Raw genomic sequence first — 17,690 nt, 5'->3', positions numbered from 1 at the left:
AACATGTCCATCGCAGCGTCCAAAAACGCCACCATTCCCAGGCGCGGCCTGATGCTGGTGATTTCCTCACCCTCGGGGGCGGGTAAATCGACCATTTCACGCACGCTGATGGATATCGACAAGCAGATCGGCATGTCGGTCAGCGTCACGACGCGCCAGCGCCGTCCGAGTGAAATCGAGGGCGTGCATTACCACTTCATTTCGCAGCGCGAATTCGAGCGGCTCAAGGCCTCGGATGCGCTGCTGGAATGGGCGGAAGTGCATGGCAATTTCTATGGTACGCCACGCGAGCCGGTCGAGGTGGCGATGTCAGAGGGACGCGACATGCTGTTCGACATCGACTGGCAGGGCGCCCAGCAATTGCAGGAGAAGATGGCCGCCGATGTCGTCTCGGTCTTCATCCTGCCGCCAACCATGACCGAGCTGCAATCGCGCCTGCACCGCCGCGCCGAGGATTCCGAAGAGGTGATCCAGACCCGGCTGGCCAATTCCCGCTCCGAGATCGAGCATTGGCGTGAATATGACTATGTCATCGTCAATGACGACCTGAATTCGGCCTTCGATGCTGTGCAGTCAATCGTCAAGGCCGAGCGCCTGCGCCGCGACCGCCGCCCGGGCCTGTTCGATTTCGTCAATAACCTGATTACGGAAGAGCCAAAGCTTTAACATAGGGTCAGGACTGGAGGGTCCGAACCAAATAGCCTGTTCCTGGTGGCATGAGGAGAGAGATGCCAATGGTGGAGAATGGTCTCGATAGCAGCTCGGGTGCGGCGATCTATTCGCCGCTGACCCTGAAGCTTTATGATCTCGTTGTGCTCGGTTTTTCCAACCGCTTCGCTTGGACATGCCCGACCCGCAAGGTGCTACTCCCGTTCTTCAAGGCGCATCTCAGCGACAATCATCTCGATGTCGGCGTTGGCACGGGCTATTACCTTGCGGAGGCGGGGATCGGCCCGCATCAGAAGGTCAGCCTGCTCGACCTCAACCCGAACAGCCTGAAGGCGGCCGAGGCGCGCCTGGGCCGGTCTTTGGGCCGTCCCTGCAAAACCTATGTCGGTGACGTGATGCGACCGCAGCCGTTGCCGACGGATTGCCGTTTTTCGTCAATTTCGCTGTTCTATCTCTATCACTGCCTGCCGGGCAGCATGGCGGAAAAGTCAGCTTCCATCGCCCATCTGTCGCCCTATCTGGAACCTGGCGGGGTGATATACGGGGCGACAATCCTCGGCGAGAGCGCTGGCCATAACCACTATGGCCGACGACTGATGGCGGTCTACAATGCGAAGGGTGTTTTCGGCAATCGCCACGACACGCAGGAGGGCCTTGCGGAAACGCTCAGTGCGCATTTTCAGGATGTGGACGTCCGGCGTCATGGCCGGGTCGCCCTGTTTACCCTGCGCGTCCCGAAGGCGTAACAGGTTCGCACGTTTGATTGAGTCGTGGCTACAGCAGATTGGCAATCCGGCAGAATTCCTCGACCGACAGGGTCTCTGCCCGGCGCGATGGATCAATCTCGGCGCGGTTTAGAAGCGCTTCACCACCCAGGGGCTTCAGGCTGGCACGCAGCATCTTGCGCCGCTGACCAAAAGCGGCCTGGGTCAGTTTTTCCAGCTTGGCGATCTCGCACGCAATGGGGGCAGGGCGCGGCGTCAGATGCACCACGGTGGATGTCACTTTTGGCGGTGGTGTGAAGGCCTGTGGTGACAGGTCGAACGCCATATGGGCCTCAGTCCGCCAGCCGCAGAGTACACCGAGTCGGCCATAATGGTCGTCATCGGCTTGTGCCACGATACGCTGGCCGACTTCCTTCTGGAACATCAGGGTCAACGAATCCCAGAAGGGCGGCCATTGGCGTGGCATCAGCCAGTTGATCAGCAATTGCGTGCCGACATTATAGGGCAGGTTGGCGACGATTTTCACCGGACCATCCGGGGCCATAGCTTCAAAATCGGTCTTCAGCGCATCGCCCTCAATCACCTCAAGGCGGCCCGGATAATGGTCGGAAATCTCGGACAGCGCCGGCAGGCAGCGGCTGTCGCGCTCTATGGCGATAACCTTCTTGGCGCCCAGCGCCAGCAAGGCCCGTGTGAGACCGCCTGGGCCTGGGCCGACCTCGAATACCGTCGCATTCGTCAGGTCACCGGCGGTGCGGGCGACTTTCTGGGTGATATTGAGGTCCAGCAGAAAATTCTGGCCGAGCGCTTTCTTTGCATCCAGCCCATGGCGCTGGATAACGTCGCGCAATGGCGGCAATCCGTCCAGAGCGGCCATCAGACGGCCAATGCGTGGGTGAGGGCGGCCTTGCGGCTGATATCCACCGCCAGGCGTAGCGCCGCGACCAGGCTGTTTTCGCGGGCAATGCCCTGGCCAGCAAGGCCGAACGCGGTGCCATGGTCGGGCGAGGTGCGCACGAAGGGCAGGCCGAGCGTGACGTTGACCGACCCGTCGAAATCCAGGGTCTTCACCGGTATCAGCGCCTGATCGTGATACATGCAGACAGCGACATCGTAGCGGCGGCGCGCTTCCTCATGAAACATGGTGTCGGCAGGCAGCGGTCCAAAAGCATCGATCCCTTCCGCGCGGAGGATCTTGAGGGCCGGTGCGATGATCTCTTCGTCTTCGCGGCCCATGGCACCGCCTTCGCCAGCATGCGGATTGAGGCCCGCAACGGCGAGCCGAGGCTCGGCAATGCCGAATTTGTCGCGCAGGTCGGCATGGGTTATGCGACAGGTGCGAATGATCAGGTCTTCGCTTAGCGCTGATGCCACAACGTTTAGCGGCATGTGGATTGTGACGGGAATTGCCCGCAATTGCGCTCCGGCCAGCATCATTACCGGCATGACGGGGTGGCCCGTGGCCTTTTCGGCAAGAGCGGCCAAAAACTCGGTATGACCTGGAAAACCAAATCCGCCCTCATAGAGCACGGATTTGGCGACGGGATTGGTCACGACCGCGCCAGCCTGGCCTTTCAGGCAAAGATCGACCGCCATTTCAATGGCTGTTATCGTCGCGCGCGCGGTTGCAACATGCGGCTCGCCAGCCACGACATCGATACCAACAGGGATCGGCAGAACCGGAAACTCGGTTTCGAAAACCTCTGCCGCATCCTCGGCCCCGGTTTCCTTGAAGGCAATGTCCAGCCCCAGCAGTCTGGCACGGCTTTTCAGCACGGCTGGATCGCCCAGAAACAGGAATGGTGGCAGGTCGAGCGCCTTGCGCTTCGTCCATGCCACCAAGGCGATATCCGGGCCGATCCCCGCTGGATCGCCTTGGGTCAAGGCGAGGGGAAGACACTGGCTGGTATCCGACATGATGATGCTCAACGATTGATGATCTGGGCCTTGGAGCGCAGTTCGGTCAGGTATTTTTCGGAGTTCGGATCGCCCTTGGACTTGTCTTCCTTGCCGATATCTTCGGCCTTGAAAACCGCTTCGGCGGCCAGATCGTCGGAGACTTGCTTCTGATTGCAGATTGCCAGATATTCAACCCCGCGTTCGGTGACGCGCGTACCCGTGGTGGTGCCGTTCGCGCCCTCGATCAAAGGCTTCCAATCGTCCGGCAATTCAGGCTTCATCACCCGACCGAGGTCGCGGATCGACACATCGAGGTAGTTTTTGGCAAAATCCATGGCCTGGTCGCAGCCGGGAAACTTGGCGCGGGACGCTTCGGCCTCTGCCTTGCGCTTGGCGGTCAAGGTGGCGCGTTTGGCGACAGGAACAACGAAAATAACCTGTTTCAGGGTGTATTCCGTTGTAACCGGCTTCTGTTTGTTTTCAAGCAGACGGGTAACCATGTCCTGAGTGCTCATCTTCGAGCGGGACGCATAGCGTGCGTTCACCAGCCGTGGCCAACTCATCTGCACGGCAATATAGGCTTTGAAGTGCTCGACGCCGACGCCGGCCTTGTCAAGGATCTGGCCCATCTGCTGCGTGGACAGCTTGTTGGAAGCGGCGAACCGCCCAAAAGCCTGATCGACATCCATGGTGCTGACGGACATTCCAACCCGGGCGATTTCCTGGCGTTTCAGCTGCTCGTCAATCAATTCCTGACGGGCTTTTTTAGCGACGTCACCGGTCTCGTGGCGAAGTTTGAGGAAAGCAATCCGCCGTGCCAAATCGGTATTGGTAATCGCGGTTTTATTGACGACGACAGCCACGCCGGTATCGGCCAGAGCTGGAGTGATCGTTGCTGGCGCAAAGCCTGTCACGCAAACCAAAGCCACCGTTGCAACAACAGCGGCGCGCAAAGTTTTATTGCTCAAGGTCATCACCTGTCCTTTTCCCGTGCCGCAGCGATCCAATGGCGCGCGGCACCCTCTGAATGATCGTGTTCTGGGTCTACCGTTAAAAACACGCATGTTTTTTCCCGGTAAACTCTGCTGCATAATTTCTTAAATCGGCATTGATTCAAAGAATTATGCAGCGGGCACAGCATATTGGAGAATTCCCGCTTCCAAATGAATCGCAGAATGCTCCCTTTTTACTTCCAGGCATTTCCATCACAAAGCCGCACCGCACTTTAGCTGAAAATGCTTTATTGCAGGATCGATTGCACAAACCCTGCGGCGAAACAATGGCTTTTCCGTAAGAAACGGCGCTTCAACCAACGGTGTGGCAGCGTTTCTTATAAAAATTCATCTGTTCTACGGCATCAGACCGAAAAGCCGGGAACCGGATCTTGAAAAATCCGATGCGAAAATAAAAACCAATAGCATCGTGCCGATTCCAGTCTCCGCGCGATGCTATTGATATTTTGGATCAATAGGAATGTGGCCCGCCGCTTTCCAGGGAAAACAGCGGGCTTTTAAAAGGCGAGACAGATCAATTGAACCCGGTGACGTCGGTATCGCCGACTTTGACATCGCCCAGTGTGCGGAATGTCAGTCGGGCGCCGATGGACCAGTCATTGGCGGATTCGTCGTCGTCCTTGTTCTTGTAGACGATGGAGAAGATCGTGCAATCGTCGGCATAGGACACGCCGATTCCATAGCGGTTGACGTTGTCCTTCTTCACATCCCAGGTAACCGAACCGAAGACCGACCAGAAATCGCCAATTTTGACCGAACTGGCGTTTTGTATCTCCTCGCGATCGTAATCATAGAAGTAATTGGGCTGTGCCGCGATCTGGGTGTAGATGAAATTCGTTTGCAGCCGATCATTGTGATAACCAATGGCCGAATCTGTCCGTTTGACCTCGAAGGTCTTTTCATCAAACCGCGCATTGACCGAAGTGGAAATGCCGTAGGGCGTATCCAGCCCGACCATGCCGACATAATCGGACACTGCGGTTTCCAGACCCGATTCGTTTCCTGCCGCGACCAGGTCAGAGGAGGCGAAGGAGTTCTTGCCGGCCAGTTGATAGGACTGCCCGAAGATACTGCGCAATGTATAGCCACTGTCGAACGAGCCGGTGTAGCGCAGGCCGACATTGGCGCGTGTGCCGCCTTCGACCCGGTCATAGCCGGAGAACTTGTCGCGTTCGAACAGGTTGCTGGCGTCAAAGACGAAGCTTTGGGCGTCTTCATTCGGAAGCCTGCCAGCCTGTTGTTCGTCGGGCCGCACGAAGATCTGAGCAATCGGCTCGATCACATGTGTGCTACCTGGTGCGCTGATCAGCCAAGGATAGCGAACCTCAAGCCCTGCCGTTACCATCGAACGGGTCACGCCAGCAGCGTCGTTATAGTTGCCGGAATAGCTTGTCCCGGGCGAATCCATGTTATTGCCAAAGGCATCGCCACGCGCAGCAAGGATCGGTGTCAGCAACACGCCTTCCGGGGTGTCGAAGGTGCGTTTCCATTCCAACTCACCGGTCAGACGGGTCGTGTTACCCTTCAGCCCGCTGAAGCGTTGAGTGCCATTGTTCAGGTTTAGAATATCGCTGTTATAGCGTGTCAGAGCCGTGAAGTTAATGGTTGCTGACAATTCGCCGCCCATGAACGGTTCCGGCGCATAATAGCTGTAGTCGATGGTCGGGGTGACAATCGGCTGCTTGCGCTCGGCCACATCCTTACTGTCGGCATCTTGGATGTCGAAGTAATAGGCGTGCATATCGAAGGAATTACGATCTCCAAGACCGGTCAGATAGACCTGATTTGTATGGGTTTTCTGGTTGAAACCCTCTAGATCGTAGGTGCGGGCGAAATTGTTGTCGCTCTCCAACATCACATCCCAGCCGAAGCTCCAGTTTGGATTGATGTCGAATTTGCCGGTCGAGCCGACCATTCCCCGGAAGGTCTTTTCGGCGTCGGTGGTGCCGCTATCGAATTTGCCCGGATTCAGCTGGTCGATGCCAGCGATTCGCAAGGTTGCCAATCCATCTTCGAACTGATGGCGCACTTCTGCATCAAGCAGCACGCCCTGGCTGGTAAAGCCGCCGAGTTTGATCGTGGCGTCGGTCTGTGGAGAAATGGCCCAGTAATAAGGAACGATCACTCCGAACCCGAGTTTCTGGGTCGTGCTGAATTCGGGAAACAGGAAGCCCGACTTACGCTTGACGGTATTGTCGGGAACCTCGATTGACGGGATCAGCGCAATCGATTTGCCGAATAGCTGGAAACGCGCGTTTTCAAGGCGTATCGTATGGGTCTTGCCATTCTGGATGACCCGTTCCGCCTTGATCTGCCAGAAGGGCGCACGTCCCTGTTCCGCACAAGGCAGACAGGCGGTGTAGACACCCTTGTAGAGGATCATCTGGTCGCCATTGACCCGTTCGCCCTTCTGTGCGGCGATGCGGGTATTGTCCGTCGTCTCCACCCGTAGGCTGTTGACGAAGCCGTTGGCGAAATCATCGGTGACGTCCATTTTGTCGGCATAGATGCGGTTACCATCAGGCTCTATCAGTTCGATATTGCCATAGGCCATCATCCGACCGGTCTTCTGGTCGTATTCGACGCGCTTGGATACCATCTGGTAGCCGGCGTAATTGATCTGGACGCCGCCGACCGCAGTCACCTTCTGGGCGTCCTTGTTATATATCATTTCATTCGCTGCGAGCATGAGCTTCGCATCGGCGGGAATTTTCGGTGACACCAAACCATTGCTGGTGGCAGTCTGTGCATAAGAAAAAGGCACAGGAACGAGGGGCGCACTAAAGGCGACACCTGCCAGCAGGGCTGTGAAAAGCCGTTTTATATTTCCGCGGTCAATTGCCGCCACTAACCATCCTCCTGATGAAGCAGGATCGTCGCCCCGAGCGCTGTCGCAACAATGACAGGAACCCAGGTCGCAACGAACGGAGGCACAACGCCACTGCTTCCGAACGCCTTCACGAGCACTGTCGCCACATAAAGCACGAAGCCCGAAATGATTCCACCCAGAATCACGGAGCGTGACTGGTTGAACCGGCTGAATTTGAGAGAAACAGTTGCGGCAATCAGGGTCATCGCAACGAAAAGGAAGGGAGTGGAGAGCAGCGTATGAAACTGCGTTTCCAAATTCTTCGTTGAGACGCCATAGGATTTGGCAACTGCGATTTTCTGAGAAAGTTCATAAAAAGCAACAGTATCCGGCTGTGCGAGACGCTCCTGTACAAATTCCTGTTTCAAATTGGTGCTAACTTGTGCCGATGACTCGCGCCTGGGTGTTTCGCCAGGCTTGGTCTCGACGACATCCTTAAGCAACCAGTAACCATCTTGCAACTTCGCTGTGCGTGCATCCTGACGGGAGGTGATTCGACCCTGGCCGTCGAAGTGGATAAACACCGCCTGCATCAGCAGAGTACCGTCTTCCAGAACCGAGGTCGCGCCGATGATCGTGTCTTCCTTGCCGGTGATCTGTCGCATCCATGGCACGGAGTTTTTGTTGTTGCTGGCCTTGCCGGGGTCGCTGTATTCGGCCTCCAGTGTCGCAGCCTGTTTCTGTCCGAAAGCGGCAAGCGGATTGATCAGCAGGGATGTGGCGCAGCCGAGCAGGAAAGCCCCCAGCAGGAAGGGGAACATAAACTGCCAGACGGAAATCCCCGCTGCACGCGCAATCACCAATTCGGAGCGCCTGTTCAGGGTGATCAGGGTGACCATTCCAGAAAACAGCGCGATGAACGGTACGGTTTGCTGGAGCAGCAGCGGCAAGCGCATCAGCGTCAGCAGAAAGACGCCGAACAGCGAGGATTGTTCGTTGTCGGAGAACCGGCCACTGACCTCGCTGAAGTCGATCAGGAAAATGATCGCCGCGACACCAATCACGAACCAGAACACGGTAATCGCATAGCGTTTGAGAAAATAGCGGCTGAGCGTGTTGAGCATCATGCGCTGCCTCCATTGTCCTGGCCGCTCGCGCTATTGGAGGTAAAGCGCCGCTGAAAGGCCAATCGTGTCGTGTCGATCATACGACGCAAGGGGGCGGGCAATTGCGATTTCTTCTGTCGCATCAGTATCAGGGTGGCAATCGCCGCGCTGGCGAGCGGTGTCGCATACATCAACACGATGAAGGCGGCATTCGATTCGGACTTGTTGGCGGCATAGAATGTCAGCCAGCGCAAAACAAGCGCAAGGGTCAATGCCGAGACCATAGGATGCAGCCGTGCCTCTCGGTGGGAGCGCGCATCGCCGGCGATGGCCAGCGAAATCAGCGCTAAAGCAAAGGGCAGGAGCCATTCCGTCATGCGCTTATGCAGTTCCGCCCGGTATTCGCCTGGGTGATCCTTGTAATCGTCGTCATTCGTATCAGGATTGAGCAGGAAGCTCAGGCTGCGGTCGCTCGGCCGCATCTTTGCCTTGCCACGGGTTTCCGTAAGGTCGGACAGGTCGAAGGCATAGGAATCAAAGCGAACGATCGAAACCGTGCCACCCGGTGCTTTGCGCTGGACCTCGCCGTCATGCATGATCAGGGCGGTCCCCGTCTCATCCACGGCGCCTTCGCGGGCATAATAGATCAGCGAATAGGCCGGGTCGCGGTAATCGGCGACGAACAGGCCTTTCAGCACGCGTCCCGCCAGCCGCTGGGAAATCTGCACATAAAGGCCGTCTTCCACCTTGCGGAAGGTTTTTTCCTCGATCACTGTCGAGAGAAGGTCGGCATAGGCATTGGCAATCATCTGACGCGCCGCCACTTTCACTTTTGGCTGCACTTCATTGGTGATAACAAGCGTTATGACGCTAATGGCCAGCGCAAACAGCAGGATCGGTCGCAGAATAACCGCACGAGACGCACCGGCGGCGTCGATGACGGCCAGCTCGGAATCGTTGTTCATCGCCGTCAGGCTCTGGGTAATGCCAATAACCAGCGCAAACGGCATGACGATGGGAATGATGGTGGGCAGGATGAGGGTGGCGAGCGTGGCAAAAGAGCCGATCGACTGCCCGGTATCGGTCACGAGATTGATGCGTGCCAGGACCTGTGTCGTCCAGATGATCGCCAGCACGGGCAGAAGTGCCGTCAGGAACATCTGCGCGACACGCCGCAATATATAGGACTCAAGAAGCTTCATGCCGGATCCTGCCAATAGCGCCTATTTGCCCATCGTCAGGGCAAAACACAAGAGCCGATGCTTCAATCATCTGTGCAGGACTTTTTAATGATGCTTCTCAGCAACAGGCAAATTTATGTGCCTCATTTAAAGATGGGGCTGGTTTCTGGCCCGCAAAAGCCCGCAGCCGTTTGCCACGGCAAAGACAATGGCGAAGATCACCGGCGAAGACAGCCAGCCCAGAACCACGTCGGACAGGTAATGCGCCCCGAAAGCCAGCCGCAGCAGGGGCGAGGCAAGCGATGCGAAGACCAGCGGCCAGCCGATGCGCCGACGCCAGGGAGCAGGCAGGAGGGGAACGATGCAGATGATCCAGCCCGCACCTGCGGCTTCGCCGGAAATGAAGGAACAGTTCTGATCACAGGCACCGGCAAAACTGCCCGCCGGTTCAAACCCATAGGGGCCGCCGAAGAACATTGTCTGATTGGGACGTGGCCGGCCGGACATGTCCTTCAGAAACACATTGACCAGCAGATAGGGGCCGATGGCTGTTGCCAGCAGCGAGAGAACCAGCTTGATAATCTGTTCCTGCTGCCAGGCAGCGCGCGGCTGACACAGTTTGACGATCAGCGCCACGAGCACGCCGACGCCAACCACATGCGGCATGTAGAACAGGATTTGCCTGAACGCCTTCAGGAGGGGCTCGCGCGCAATGGGAAAGTCGCCGCAGATCGTGTTTGCCTCATGCGCTGTGCAATTGCCGGCGCGAAAGAACAGTTCAGACACCGCGATATCGAGGCCGGGCGCTGAATAGAACACCACCAGCAGCATCACCCAGACGGTGGATAGCAAGGCCGCGGTCGTAAAGGAGGACCGGGTGAGATCGGGAATACGACAGTGCCGTCCAAATATATCCGTGACGGTCAGCTGGGGGTTGCGGGCACTGGTCTTCATCGTCAAACTCTTGAGGCTCGTCACAACTCGGGCTTGCCCCGGTCCTCGTGCGCCCCGGTGCTGATTTGCATCATAGCGAATGCTTATAGATGTTATAAGACAAAGACCAGTTGCAGGCAGGCCACGCATTACAAATCTTTACTGTGTTCATGGGTCTGTAACGGCCAAATTAGGGTCTATCGGGCATGTGGGATTGTGATCGCTGTCGACAGGCGTGGCGTTGGCAAAGCGCGTCTTTGATCCGGAGTGAGGAGAAGGGATGAGGACAAGGAGGCGAGCCCTGTTGCAATCATGCGCAAAACCGACATGATCGGCGCCCAGAGCAAATCGTGACAATCGCGATCAAACATAGAGTGCCGGAGTAAGCCATGTCCATGAAGCTGGAAATTTCCTTTGCCCCATCCGCCTTAATTGAGGCGGGCCTGGTCCTCAGCTTGAAGGAGGCTGAAGCAACGTTGCCAGCCGGGGCGGCCACGGTCGATCCGTCCGGGATTTTCACGAAGGCAGCCGCAACGGCGAAGTTCAAGGCCAAGGCCATGTCTGTTCTCGACATTATCGCGCCCACCGGTTCGCAGGCAGATCGGCTGATCGTCATCGGGACTGGCAAGGCAGCCGATCTTGTCGATCATGACTGGCTGCGTCTGGGCGGTGTGGCGGCGGCAAACCTGAAGGGCACGGAGGCTGCGACGGTCTTTCTCGATGCTGACGGGTTGACGACAACGGCCGAGGGAGTGCGGGATTTTGCCATCGGCATGTTGCTGCGCGCCTATTCCTTCGATGATTACAAGACGAAGAAGAAAGACGATGACGATAAGGCGCCGTCCGCCGTCCAGATCACCCTGGTAACCGCTGTGGCCGACGCCGCGGAACGGTTGTTTGCCGCTGAGGGCAGGGCGGTTGTCGATGGTGTTCTTCTGGCGCGTAACCTCGTCAACTTGCCGGCCAATGTTTTGGGTCCGGTGGAATTTGCCGACCGTGCCAAGGCGCTGGAAGCGCTAGGCGTCGAGGTGGAAATCCTCACCGAAACCGAAATGGCCAGCCTTGGCATGGGCGCGCTTCTGGGTGTGGCCCAGGGCTCGGTCCGCCCGCCACGCCTTGCGGTCATGCAGTGGAAGGGCGGCGCGCCTGAAGGACAGCCGATTGCCTTCATCGGCAAGGGCGTGGTGTTCGACACCGGCGGCATTTCCATCAAGCCTGCTGGCGGCATGGAAGACATGAAGGGCGATATGGGCGGTGCTGCCGCCGTCATCGGCTTGATGCATACGCTGGCGGCCCGCAAGGCCAAGGTCAATGCCATCGGCATTCTCGGCCTTGTCGAAAACATGCCTGATGGTAATGCACAGCGCCCTGGCGATATCGTCACCTCGATGTCCGGCCAGACCATCGAAGTGATCAATACCGATGCTGAAGGCCGTCTCGTGCTGTGCGACGCGCTCTGGTATTGCAACGACCGTTTCAAGCCTGCCTTGATGATTAATCTGGCGACGCTGACTGGCGCTATCCTGGTGGCGCTTGCCAATCTGCATGCTGGGCTGTTTTCGAATGATGACACGCTGGCCGAAAACCTGCTGAAGGCTGGCCTCTCCACCAATGAGCGTCTGTGGCGCATGCCGCTCGGCAAGGATTACGACAAGCTGATCGACAGCAAATTCGCCGACATGAAGAACACCGGCGGACGGCATGGCGGCGCGATCACGGCGGCGCAGTTCCTGAAGCGCTTCGTTGGCGACACGCCCTGGGCGCATCTCGACATTGCCGGTACGGCGATGGCTTCTCCGAAGGACGAGATCAACCAGTCCTGGGCGTCGGGCTTTGGTGTGCGCCTGCTCGACCAGTTGGTGCGTGATGCCTATGAAGCGTAAGGGATAGCCCGGCCTTGACCGAGGTATTGTTCTATCACCTGACCGAAACCCGGCTGGAAGATGCGCTTCCGGCGCTTTTGGAAAAAAGCGTCGAGCGCGGCTGGAAGGTTGGGGTGGAAATGCGCGATCCAGAGCGATGCGACCGGCTTGATCAGCATTTATGGACCTTTCGCGACGACAGTTTTCTGGCGCATGGCATCAGCACCGGCGAGCAGGCGCAGGCACAACCGATCCTTCTCTGCCTGTCGTCTGACAATCCCAATGGAGCGACGGTGCGCTTTTATATCGACGGTGCCGTGCCGGACCTTCCGCTTGTCTACGACCGGATCGTCTTCGTCTTCGACGGCCATGATCAGGGCGAGTTGGAAACGGCGAGAGGTGAATGGAAACGGCTGAAGGGCGAGGGCCACGCGCTCACCTATTGGCAACAGAACAACCAGGGCCGATGGGAAAAGAAGGCTTGATAGAGGATCTCGACAGGACCCAGAGGATGGTCCTGTCCTTCATTCAGACCGCGCGGCCATAAGCTGTGTGGGTATGCGGTTATAGTGAAGGGTCACCACTTTATAGCCCTCTGCGCTCAGGCGATCCAGCAAGCGCGGTAGCATGGTCACTGTTCTCTTATGAATGTCATGCATCAGGATAATGCCGCCCTGATGGGCGCCAAACGCCACCATGGTCCGATCTACCACGGCGTTCGGCGTGTCCTTGTAATAGTCTTTGGTGTCGATATCGACGTCTAGAATCACGGTTCCACGAGCGGCGAGCGCCGATCTGAGCCTATGGGTATCGGAGAGATAGGGGAATCGAAAAAAGCCGACAGTATCGACATGGGCGGCCACTTTCACCGCGTTTTCTCCACGCATGATCTCGTTCATGGCTTGGTCGAAAGCCATGCCCTTGAGGTCTGGATGGCGATAGGTGTGGCTGCCGATGGAATGACCGCGGCGCAGGACTTCCTGGGCAATCTCCGGATGGGCCTTGGCCATTTCACCCACCATCATGAAGGTGGCTTTGACGTTATAGTGGTCCAGCGTATCGAGAATGGTTTCGGTTTTCGTCAGGGCCGGGCCGTCGTCAAAGGTCAGGATCACTTCCTTGGGAGCAAGCTTGATATCGCCAATGTTGGAGACGGTCAGCGTGCGCCCGGCCAGCTGGCTGTCTTTGCCATTTGCCGACCAGTTCTTCGGCTCCATGGAGACCGGGTCATCGGCTTTCAGCGGTTCCGGCCGTTTGGTGACGGGTGCAAATGCGACTGGCACCCCAGCTTGTGTGGTTTGCTTGCTGCTGGCGCAGCCGACGAGGCACAGCGCCAATGAAATGCTGGCGAGCAGACGTAAGATCATGATGTGATTCTGCGTGAAAGACGATAGAATCACCTAGCCAGTTTATGGTTAACCGTTCGTTGATTGGCACCCTGTTTCGTTCATAATGCTTTCTGCATATTCCTTTTATTTAGACGGATTGACGATTGTCTGCCGCAGGAAACTATAGCCCATGGCGGTGCGGGTCGCTTGTTCCGTCGTGTCGCCACTGCCGCCATGGCCGCCGGAGCCATATTCGTGAAACAATGGTTTATGCCCCTCGGCTTCCAACTGAAATGCAAACCGCCGGGCATGAGAGGGATGCACCCGATCATCATTGGTCGAGCTTTCGATATAGATCGGCGGATAGCTGATCTCGGGTGCTGGCTTGATGGTGTGCAGGGGTGAATAGCTAAGCAGGTACGCGCGATCCTCCGGCTTGTCCGGGTCGCCATATTCATCCATCCACGCCTTGCCCGCTGGAAAGAGGTGAAAGCGGGTCATGTCGATCACCGGCACGCGGCACCAGACCGCCCCGAAATCGTCGGGATAACGGGTCAACATCACGCCCGTCAGAAGTCCGCCATTGCTGCCGCCGGTGCAGGCAATGATGTCAGGGCGCGAATAGCCACGTTTGACCAGGTCGCGGGCAACAGCGACGAAATCCTCAAACGCCTTATGGCGGCCATGGCCCTTGGCCACTCTATGCCAATCAGGCCCAAGCTCGCCGCCGCCGCGAATATAGGCTTGTACAAAGGCGCCGCCCTGTTGCAGCCAAACGCCATTCACGCCGGAATAATAAGGGGAAAGAGCAACCTCGAAACCACCATAGCCATAGACCAGGGCAGGCAGCGCACCTTGTTCCCAGTGCTTTGGAAAAACGATGTGGTAAGGGATGCTCGTGCCATCTTCCGATACGGCTTCCAACAGTTCGCACGTCATGCCGTCGGCATCGAAATAGGCGGGCGCTTCGCTGATGAACTGCAATTTCGGCTGTCGGTCCGCAACATTAAGCGGCAGAAGGTAGCGGGTCGATGGCTTGAGAAAGCCTTGACCGATGACTTGCAGGATCTCTTCACCCAAGGTCAGATCGGCGTCGAGAAGCCGGTATTGGATCGACTGGATTTCCGGCGGCAGAGCGATTTCAAAGGGCTGGCTTTCGGCTGCTTTCAGATCCAGCAGATACAGATGGGATTGCAGCCGGTTTTTGACGATAAACACCGCCCATTCCCGCAGCAGGGTGAACTGCCCGATGGATTGGCCATCCTCGGGAGAAAAGAGAACCCGCTCGGGCTTCTGTAACACCTCATGTCCATAGGGAGTAAAGCCTTGCAGGATCAGGCTGCCGGCGGGAAACCGTTCATCCGTCTTGGCGTGCCATAGGCAATGGTCGTGATTGATCGAAAAGCTGATGTCTTTCGGCAGATCCAGGCGGCGCAGATCCCCATGACTGTCCTCGGCAAATGCGCTCAGGCGCCCGATTTCATGGGCCGCTACAAACAGCCGGATAGGGTGTTCATCCGCAGATCCGTTCCAGTATTGCGGATCGATGAGCAGCGAATAGCCCGTCACGTCGCTTTCGCCAGCTTCGTACAGAGGCAGCGCGTCCTCCACCCGCTGCCCGCGCCGCAACCGCCGCCCGATCCGGGGCCAGCCGGAGCGCGTCGCCGAATGGGTATCGATCGAGCCGAAATAGCAGATTTCGTCGCGGCTCAGCCAGGTGGCATGGGCGCGAACGGCGGGCGTGTCGAACCCACCCTCGACAATCGCTTTTACCTCGGTGTCAAACTCCAGCAACCGTGTCAGATCGGAGCCGCCATCGGACAGGCACAGCAATACCAGGGTCGGTTCCCATGGGCAGGTCACAGACCCGCTGAAAATCCAGCGCTTGCCTTCCTCGGCGCAAAACGCATCGAGATCGAACACGGTTTCCCAAGGGGCCGTCGCCACCGCCTCCTGGTCGGCAGGCAGACGCCGCCAGATGCCAAGAGGATTGTCTTTGTTGCGGTGAAAATCAAACAGCCATTTGCCGCGCCGCGACGGAATAATCAGCCGGTCGTCGCGTTCCATCACGGCTTTGATCGCATCGCGATCCGCTTCAAACTGGGGGGAGGAAAGCTGCGCCATGGAGGCTGCATTTCGATCCGCGACAAACGCCAGCGTTTGCGGATCGGAATCATTTTCGAGGGTGATATCCATAGACTTGTCCTCCTTGGGGCGGGGCAAGCTAGATCGGGAAAGCCAGTCTGACAAACGAAAACTCGGAAAAAGAGGCGACTATCAGCCCGCCATCGCTTCTTCATATTCGGTTGAAAGCTCCAGCCATTGCTCCTCGGCAGCGCTCAACTTGGCGGCGGCCTCACCACGCTGCTTAACCTTTTCCGCCGCCTTGGCGGGATGCTTTTCGTAGAGAACCGGATCTGCAAGTTCTGCATCAAGACCTTGAATCACTGTCTCCAGCTTCTTGGTCAAAGATTCGATTTCGTTGATTTTTTTCTTCAGCGGTGCCAACGCGGCCCGCTTTTCGGCATTGGCCTTGCGCTGGTCGGCTTTTTTCCCGGCCTCGACGGTTACGTCAATTTTTTCTTCTTTTTTTTTACCCGAAGAGACAATCAGGTCGCGATATTCTTCCATGTCACCTTCGAATGTGGTGACGGTGCCGTTATTGACCAGCCAGAGCCGGTCCACGGTGGCCTCGATCAGGTGGCGATCATGGGAGATCAGGATGACCGCGCCGTCATAATCGTTCAGCGCTTCGATCAGCGCGCGGCGGCTGTCGATATCGAGATGGTTGGTCGGCTCATCGAGGATCAGCAGGTTGGGGGCATGAAAGGCAGCAAGGCCCATCAGCAAGCGAGCCTTTTCGCCACCGGACAAATCCTTGGCGGCGGTTGCCATCTTTTCGGTGGCCAGTCCCATTTGCGCGACGCGGGCGCGTACCTTGGCTTCTGGTGCCTGCGGCATCAGCCTGCGCACATGCTCGACTGGCGTATCCTCCGGCACCAGATCGTCCAACTGATGCTGGGCGAAGAAGCCGATCTTCAGGCTCGGCGCCAGCCGCAGATCGCCACTTTCGGGAGGAAGACGACCGGAAATGAATTTGGCGAAGGTGGACTTACCGTTGCCGTTCGATCCCAGCAGCGCGATGCGGTCATCCGCATCAATCCGCAGGTTGAGGTTTTTCAGGATCGGCTTGCCGGGTTCGTAACCCACGGAACCGCCATTGATGGCGATGATCGGCGATGCCGGCTGTTTTTCCGGCTCAGGGAAGGTGATCGGCTGGACATGATCTTCAATAACCGCTGAAACCGTGCCCATGCGCTCAAGCGCTTTGACGCGGCTCTGGGCCTGTTTGGCCTTGGAGGCCTTGGCCTTGAACCGGTCGATGAAAGCCTGAAGATGCTTGCGCGCCGCATCACTCTTGGCCTTCGACTTCATCTGCAATTCGTCGTTCTCGGCCTTCTGGCGCTCGAACTGGTCATAGCCGCCGCGATAGAAGGTCAGCTTTTTCTGGTCGAGATGGACGATGGCATTGACCGCATTGTTGAGAAGGTCGCGGTCATGGCTGATGATGATGACGGTGTGCGGGTAGCGGCGGATATAATCCTCCAGCCAGAGCGTACCTTCAAGGTCGAGATAGTTGGTCGGCTCGTCCAGCAGCAGCAGGTCAGGCTCGGCAAACAGTACCGAGGCCAGCGCCACGCGCATCCGCCAACCGCCGGAAAAGGCCGAGGCCGGGCGCAACTGTGCTTCCTGGTCGAAGCCGAGACCGGCAAGAATGCTGGAGGCGCGCGCTTCCGCCGAATGGGCATCGATATCCACCAGCCGCATCTGGATGTCGGCGATCCTGTTCGGGTCGGTGGCCGTCTCGGCCTCCGCCATCAGCGCGGTGCGCTCCTTGTCGGCAGCCAACACGATTTCGATCAGGCTGTCCTCGGTGCCGGGGGCTTCCTGCGCCACCTGACCGATCTTGGCATTCTTGGGAATGGAGACCGAGCCGCTTTCGGCTCCCAGGTCGCCTGTGATCACCCTGAACAGGGTGGATTTTCCGGCACCATTGCGACCGACAAGGCCCGCTTTCGTACCCGTGGGCAGCGAAATGCTGGCGTGGTCAATCAGCAGGCGGCCTGCAATACGGGCGGAGACGTCATTGATGGTAATCATGGCT

The 17,690-nt window shown here is 57.7% G+C and carries 14 protein-coding genes; 4 read left to right on the top strand and 10 right to left on the bottom strand.

All coding sequences use genetic code 11. The features are described from left to right. Positions 1-3: 3 nt before the first annotated feature. Together gmk and H1Y61_RS13620 are read left to right on the top strand one after the other, a co-directional pair. Positions 4-666, top strand: coding sequence for a guanylate kinase (gene gmk / locus H1Y61_RS13625; RefSeq protein WP_015915521.1), 663 nt, complete (start codon positions 4-6; stop codon positions 664-666). A 68-nt stretch (positions 667-734) separates the two neighbouring features. Next, positions 735-1,415 (top strand): class I SAM-dependent methyltransferase, encoded by a 681-nt coding sequence (locus H1Y61_RS13620; RefSeq protein WP_235680734.1) that lies wholly within the window; start codon positions 735-737, stop codon positions 1,413-1,415. Between the two features lie 28 nt (positions 1,416-1,443). Here the strand turns inward: H1Y61_RS13620 and rsmA are convergent, their stop codons facing one another. From rsmA to H1Y61_RS13585, 7 genes are all read right to left on the bottom strand, one after another. Continuing rightward, on the bottom strand, positions 1,444-2,271 hold the full coding sequence (gene rsmA / locus H1Y61_RS13615) for a 16S rRNA (adenine(1518)-N(6)/adenine(1519)-N(6))-dimethyltransferase RsmA (RefSeq protein ID WP_180572893.1): 828 nt from the start codon (positions 2,269-2,271) through the stop codon (positions 1,444-1,446). Continuing rightward, a complete protein-coding gene (pdxA, locus tag H1Y61_RS13610; RefSeq protein WP_180572892.1) occupies positions 2,271-3,311 on the bottom strand; it encodes a 4-hydroxythreonine-4-phosphate dehydrogenase PdxA in 1,041 nt (346 codons plus the stop codon). Before pdxA ends, rsmA begins: the two co-directional genes overlap by 1 nt. A gap of 8 nt (positions 3,312-3,319) precedes the next feature. Further along, entirely contained in the window at positions 3,320-4,267 is a 948-nt protein-coding gene (locus H1Y61_RS13605) for a SurA N-terminal domain-containing protein (protein WP_180572891.1), read from the bottom strand. 553 nt (positions 4,268-4,820) lie between these two features. Continuing rightward, complete coding sequence (locus H1Y61_RS13600) at positions 4,821-7,154, bottom strand: LPS-assembly protein LptD (RefSeq protein WP_180572890.1); 2,334 nt, start codon at positions 7,152-7,154, stop codon at positions 4,821-4,823. Continuing rightward, the gene (gene lptG, locus H1Y61_RS13595) at positions 7,154-8,242 is read right to left on the bottom strand and encodes an LPS export ABC transporter permease LptG (RefSeq protein WP_174110448.1); all 1,089 of its coding nucleotides are present in this window, start codon (positions 8,240-8,242) and stop codon (positions 7,154-7,156) included. Before lptG ends, H1Y61_RS13600 begins: the two co-directional genes overlap by 1 nt. Beyond that, the gene (gene lptF, locus H1Y61_RS13590) at positions 8,239-9,423 is read right to left on the bottom strand and encodes an LPS export ABC transporter permease LptF (protein WP_174110449.1); all 1,185 of its coding nucleotides are present in this window, start codon (positions 9,421-9,423) and stop codon (positions 8,239-8,241) included. Before lptF ends, lptG begins: the two co-directional genes overlap by 4 nt. A gap of 126 nt (positions 9,424-9,549) precedes the next feature. Further along, on the bottom strand, positions 9,550-10,356 hold the full coding sequence (locus H1Y61_RS13585) for a phosphatase PAP2 family protein (RefSeq protein WP_180572889.1): 807 nt from the start codon (positions 10,354-10,356) through the stop codon (positions 9,550-9,552). A 368-nt stretch (positions 10,357-10,724) separates the two neighbouring features. Here H1Y61_RS13585 and H1Y61_RS13580 point away from each other — a divergent pair, with 368 nt between their 5' ends. Both H1Y61_RS13580 and H1Y61_RS13575 read left to right on the top strand, forming a co-directional pair. After that, complete coding sequence (locus H1Y61_RS13580) at positions 10,725-12,218, top strand: leucyl aminopeptidase (protein ID WP_180572888.1); 1,494 nt, start codon at positions 10,725-10,727, stop codon at positions 12,216-12,218. Between the two features lie 14 nt (positions 12,219-12,232). After that, positions 12,233-12,682 (top strand): DNA polymerase III subunit chi, encoded by a 450-nt coding sequence (locus H1Y61_RS13575; RefSeq protein WP_180572887.1) that lies wholly within the window; start codon positions 12,233-12,235, stop codon positions 12,680-12,682. A gap of 39 nt (positions 12,683-12,721) precedes the next feature. Here the strand turns inward: H1Y61_RS13575 and H1Y61_RS13570 are convergent, their stop codons facing one another. The 3 genes from H1Y61_RS13570 to H1Y61_RS13560 all read right to left on the bottom strand — a co-directional run bounded on the left by H1Y61_RS13570 (position 12,722) and on the right by H1Y61_RS13560 (position 17,686). After that, entirely contained in the window at positions 12,722-13,564 is an 843-nt protein-coding gene (locus H1Y61_RS13570; protein ID WP_180572886.1) for a polysaccharide deacetylase family protein, read from the bottom strand. A 105-nt stretch (positions 13,565-13,669) separates the two neighbouring features. Next, positions 13,670-15,721, bottom strand: coding sequence for a prolyl oligopeptidase family serine peptidase (locus H1Y61_RS13565; RefSeq protein ID WP_180572885.1), 2,052 nt, complete (start codon positions 15,719-15,721; stop codon positions 13,670-13,672). A gap of 81 nt (positions 15,722-15,802) precedes the next feature. Beyond that, positions 15,803-17,686, bottom strand: coding sequence for an ABC-F family ATP-binding cassette domain-containing protein (locus tag H1Y61_RS13560; RefSeq protein ID WP_174110454.1), 1,884 nt, complete (start codon positions 17,684-17,686; stop codon positions 15,803-15,805). Positions 17,687-17,690: the final 4 nt, after the last annotated feature.

The sequence above is a fragment of the Agrobacterium vitis genome (assembly GCF_013426735.1).
Lineage (GTDB): Bacteria > Pseudomonadota > Alphaproteobacteria > Rhizobiales > Rhizobiaceae > Allorhizobium > Allorhizobium vitis_D.
The sequence above is the reverse complement of the archived record's forward strand: the minus strand, read 5'-3'. Positions and strand labels throughout refer to the sequence as shown.

Coding starts and splice junctions, on each gene's coding strand:
- gmk (WP_015915521.1), top strand. CDS start 4: ATGTCCATCGCAGCGTCCAAAAACGCCACCATTCCCAGGCGCGGCCTG.
- H1Y61_RS13620 (WP_235680734.1), top strand. CDS start 735: ATGGTGGAGAATGGTCTCGATAGCAGCTCGGGTGCGGCGATCTATTCG.
- rsmA (WP_180572893.1), bottom strand. CDS start 2,271: ATGGCCGCTCTGGACGGATTGCCGCCATTGCGCGACGTTATCCAGCGC.
- pdxA (WP_180572892.1), bottom strand. CDS start 3,311: ATGTCGGATACCAGCCAGTGTCTTCCCCTCGCCTTGACCCAAGGCGAT.
- H1Y61_RS13605 (WP_180572891.1), bottom strand. CDS start 4,267: ATGACCTTGAGCAATAAAACTTTGCGCGCCGCTGTTGTTGCAACGGTG.
- lptG (WP_174110448.1), bottom strand. CDS start 8,242: ATGATGCTCAACACGCTCAGCCGCTATTTTCTCAAACGCTATGCGATT.
- lptF (WP_174110449.1), bottom strand. CDS start 9,423: ATGAAGCTTCTTGAGTCCTATATATTGCGGCGTGTCGCGCAGATGTTC.
- H1Y61_RS13585 (WP_180572889.1), bottom strand. CDS start 10,356: ATGAAGACCAGTGCCCGCAACCCCCAGCTGACCGTCACGGATATATTT.
- H1Y61_RS13580 (WP_180572888.1), top strand. CDS start 10,725: ATGTCCATGAAGCTGGAAATTTCCTTTGCCCCATCCGCCTTAATTGAG.
- H1Y61_RS13570 (WP_180572886.1), bottom strand. CDS start 13,564: ATGATCTTACGTCTGCTCGCCAGCATTTCATTGGCGCTGTGCCTCGTC.
- H1Y61_RS13565 (WP_180572885.1), bottom strand. CDS start 15,721: ATGGATATCACCCTCGAAAATGATTCCGATCCGCAAACGCTGGCGTTT.
- H1Y61_RS13560 (WP_174110454.1), bottom strand. CDS start 17,686: ATGATTACCATCAATGACGTCTCCGCCCGTATTGCAGGCCGCCTGCTG.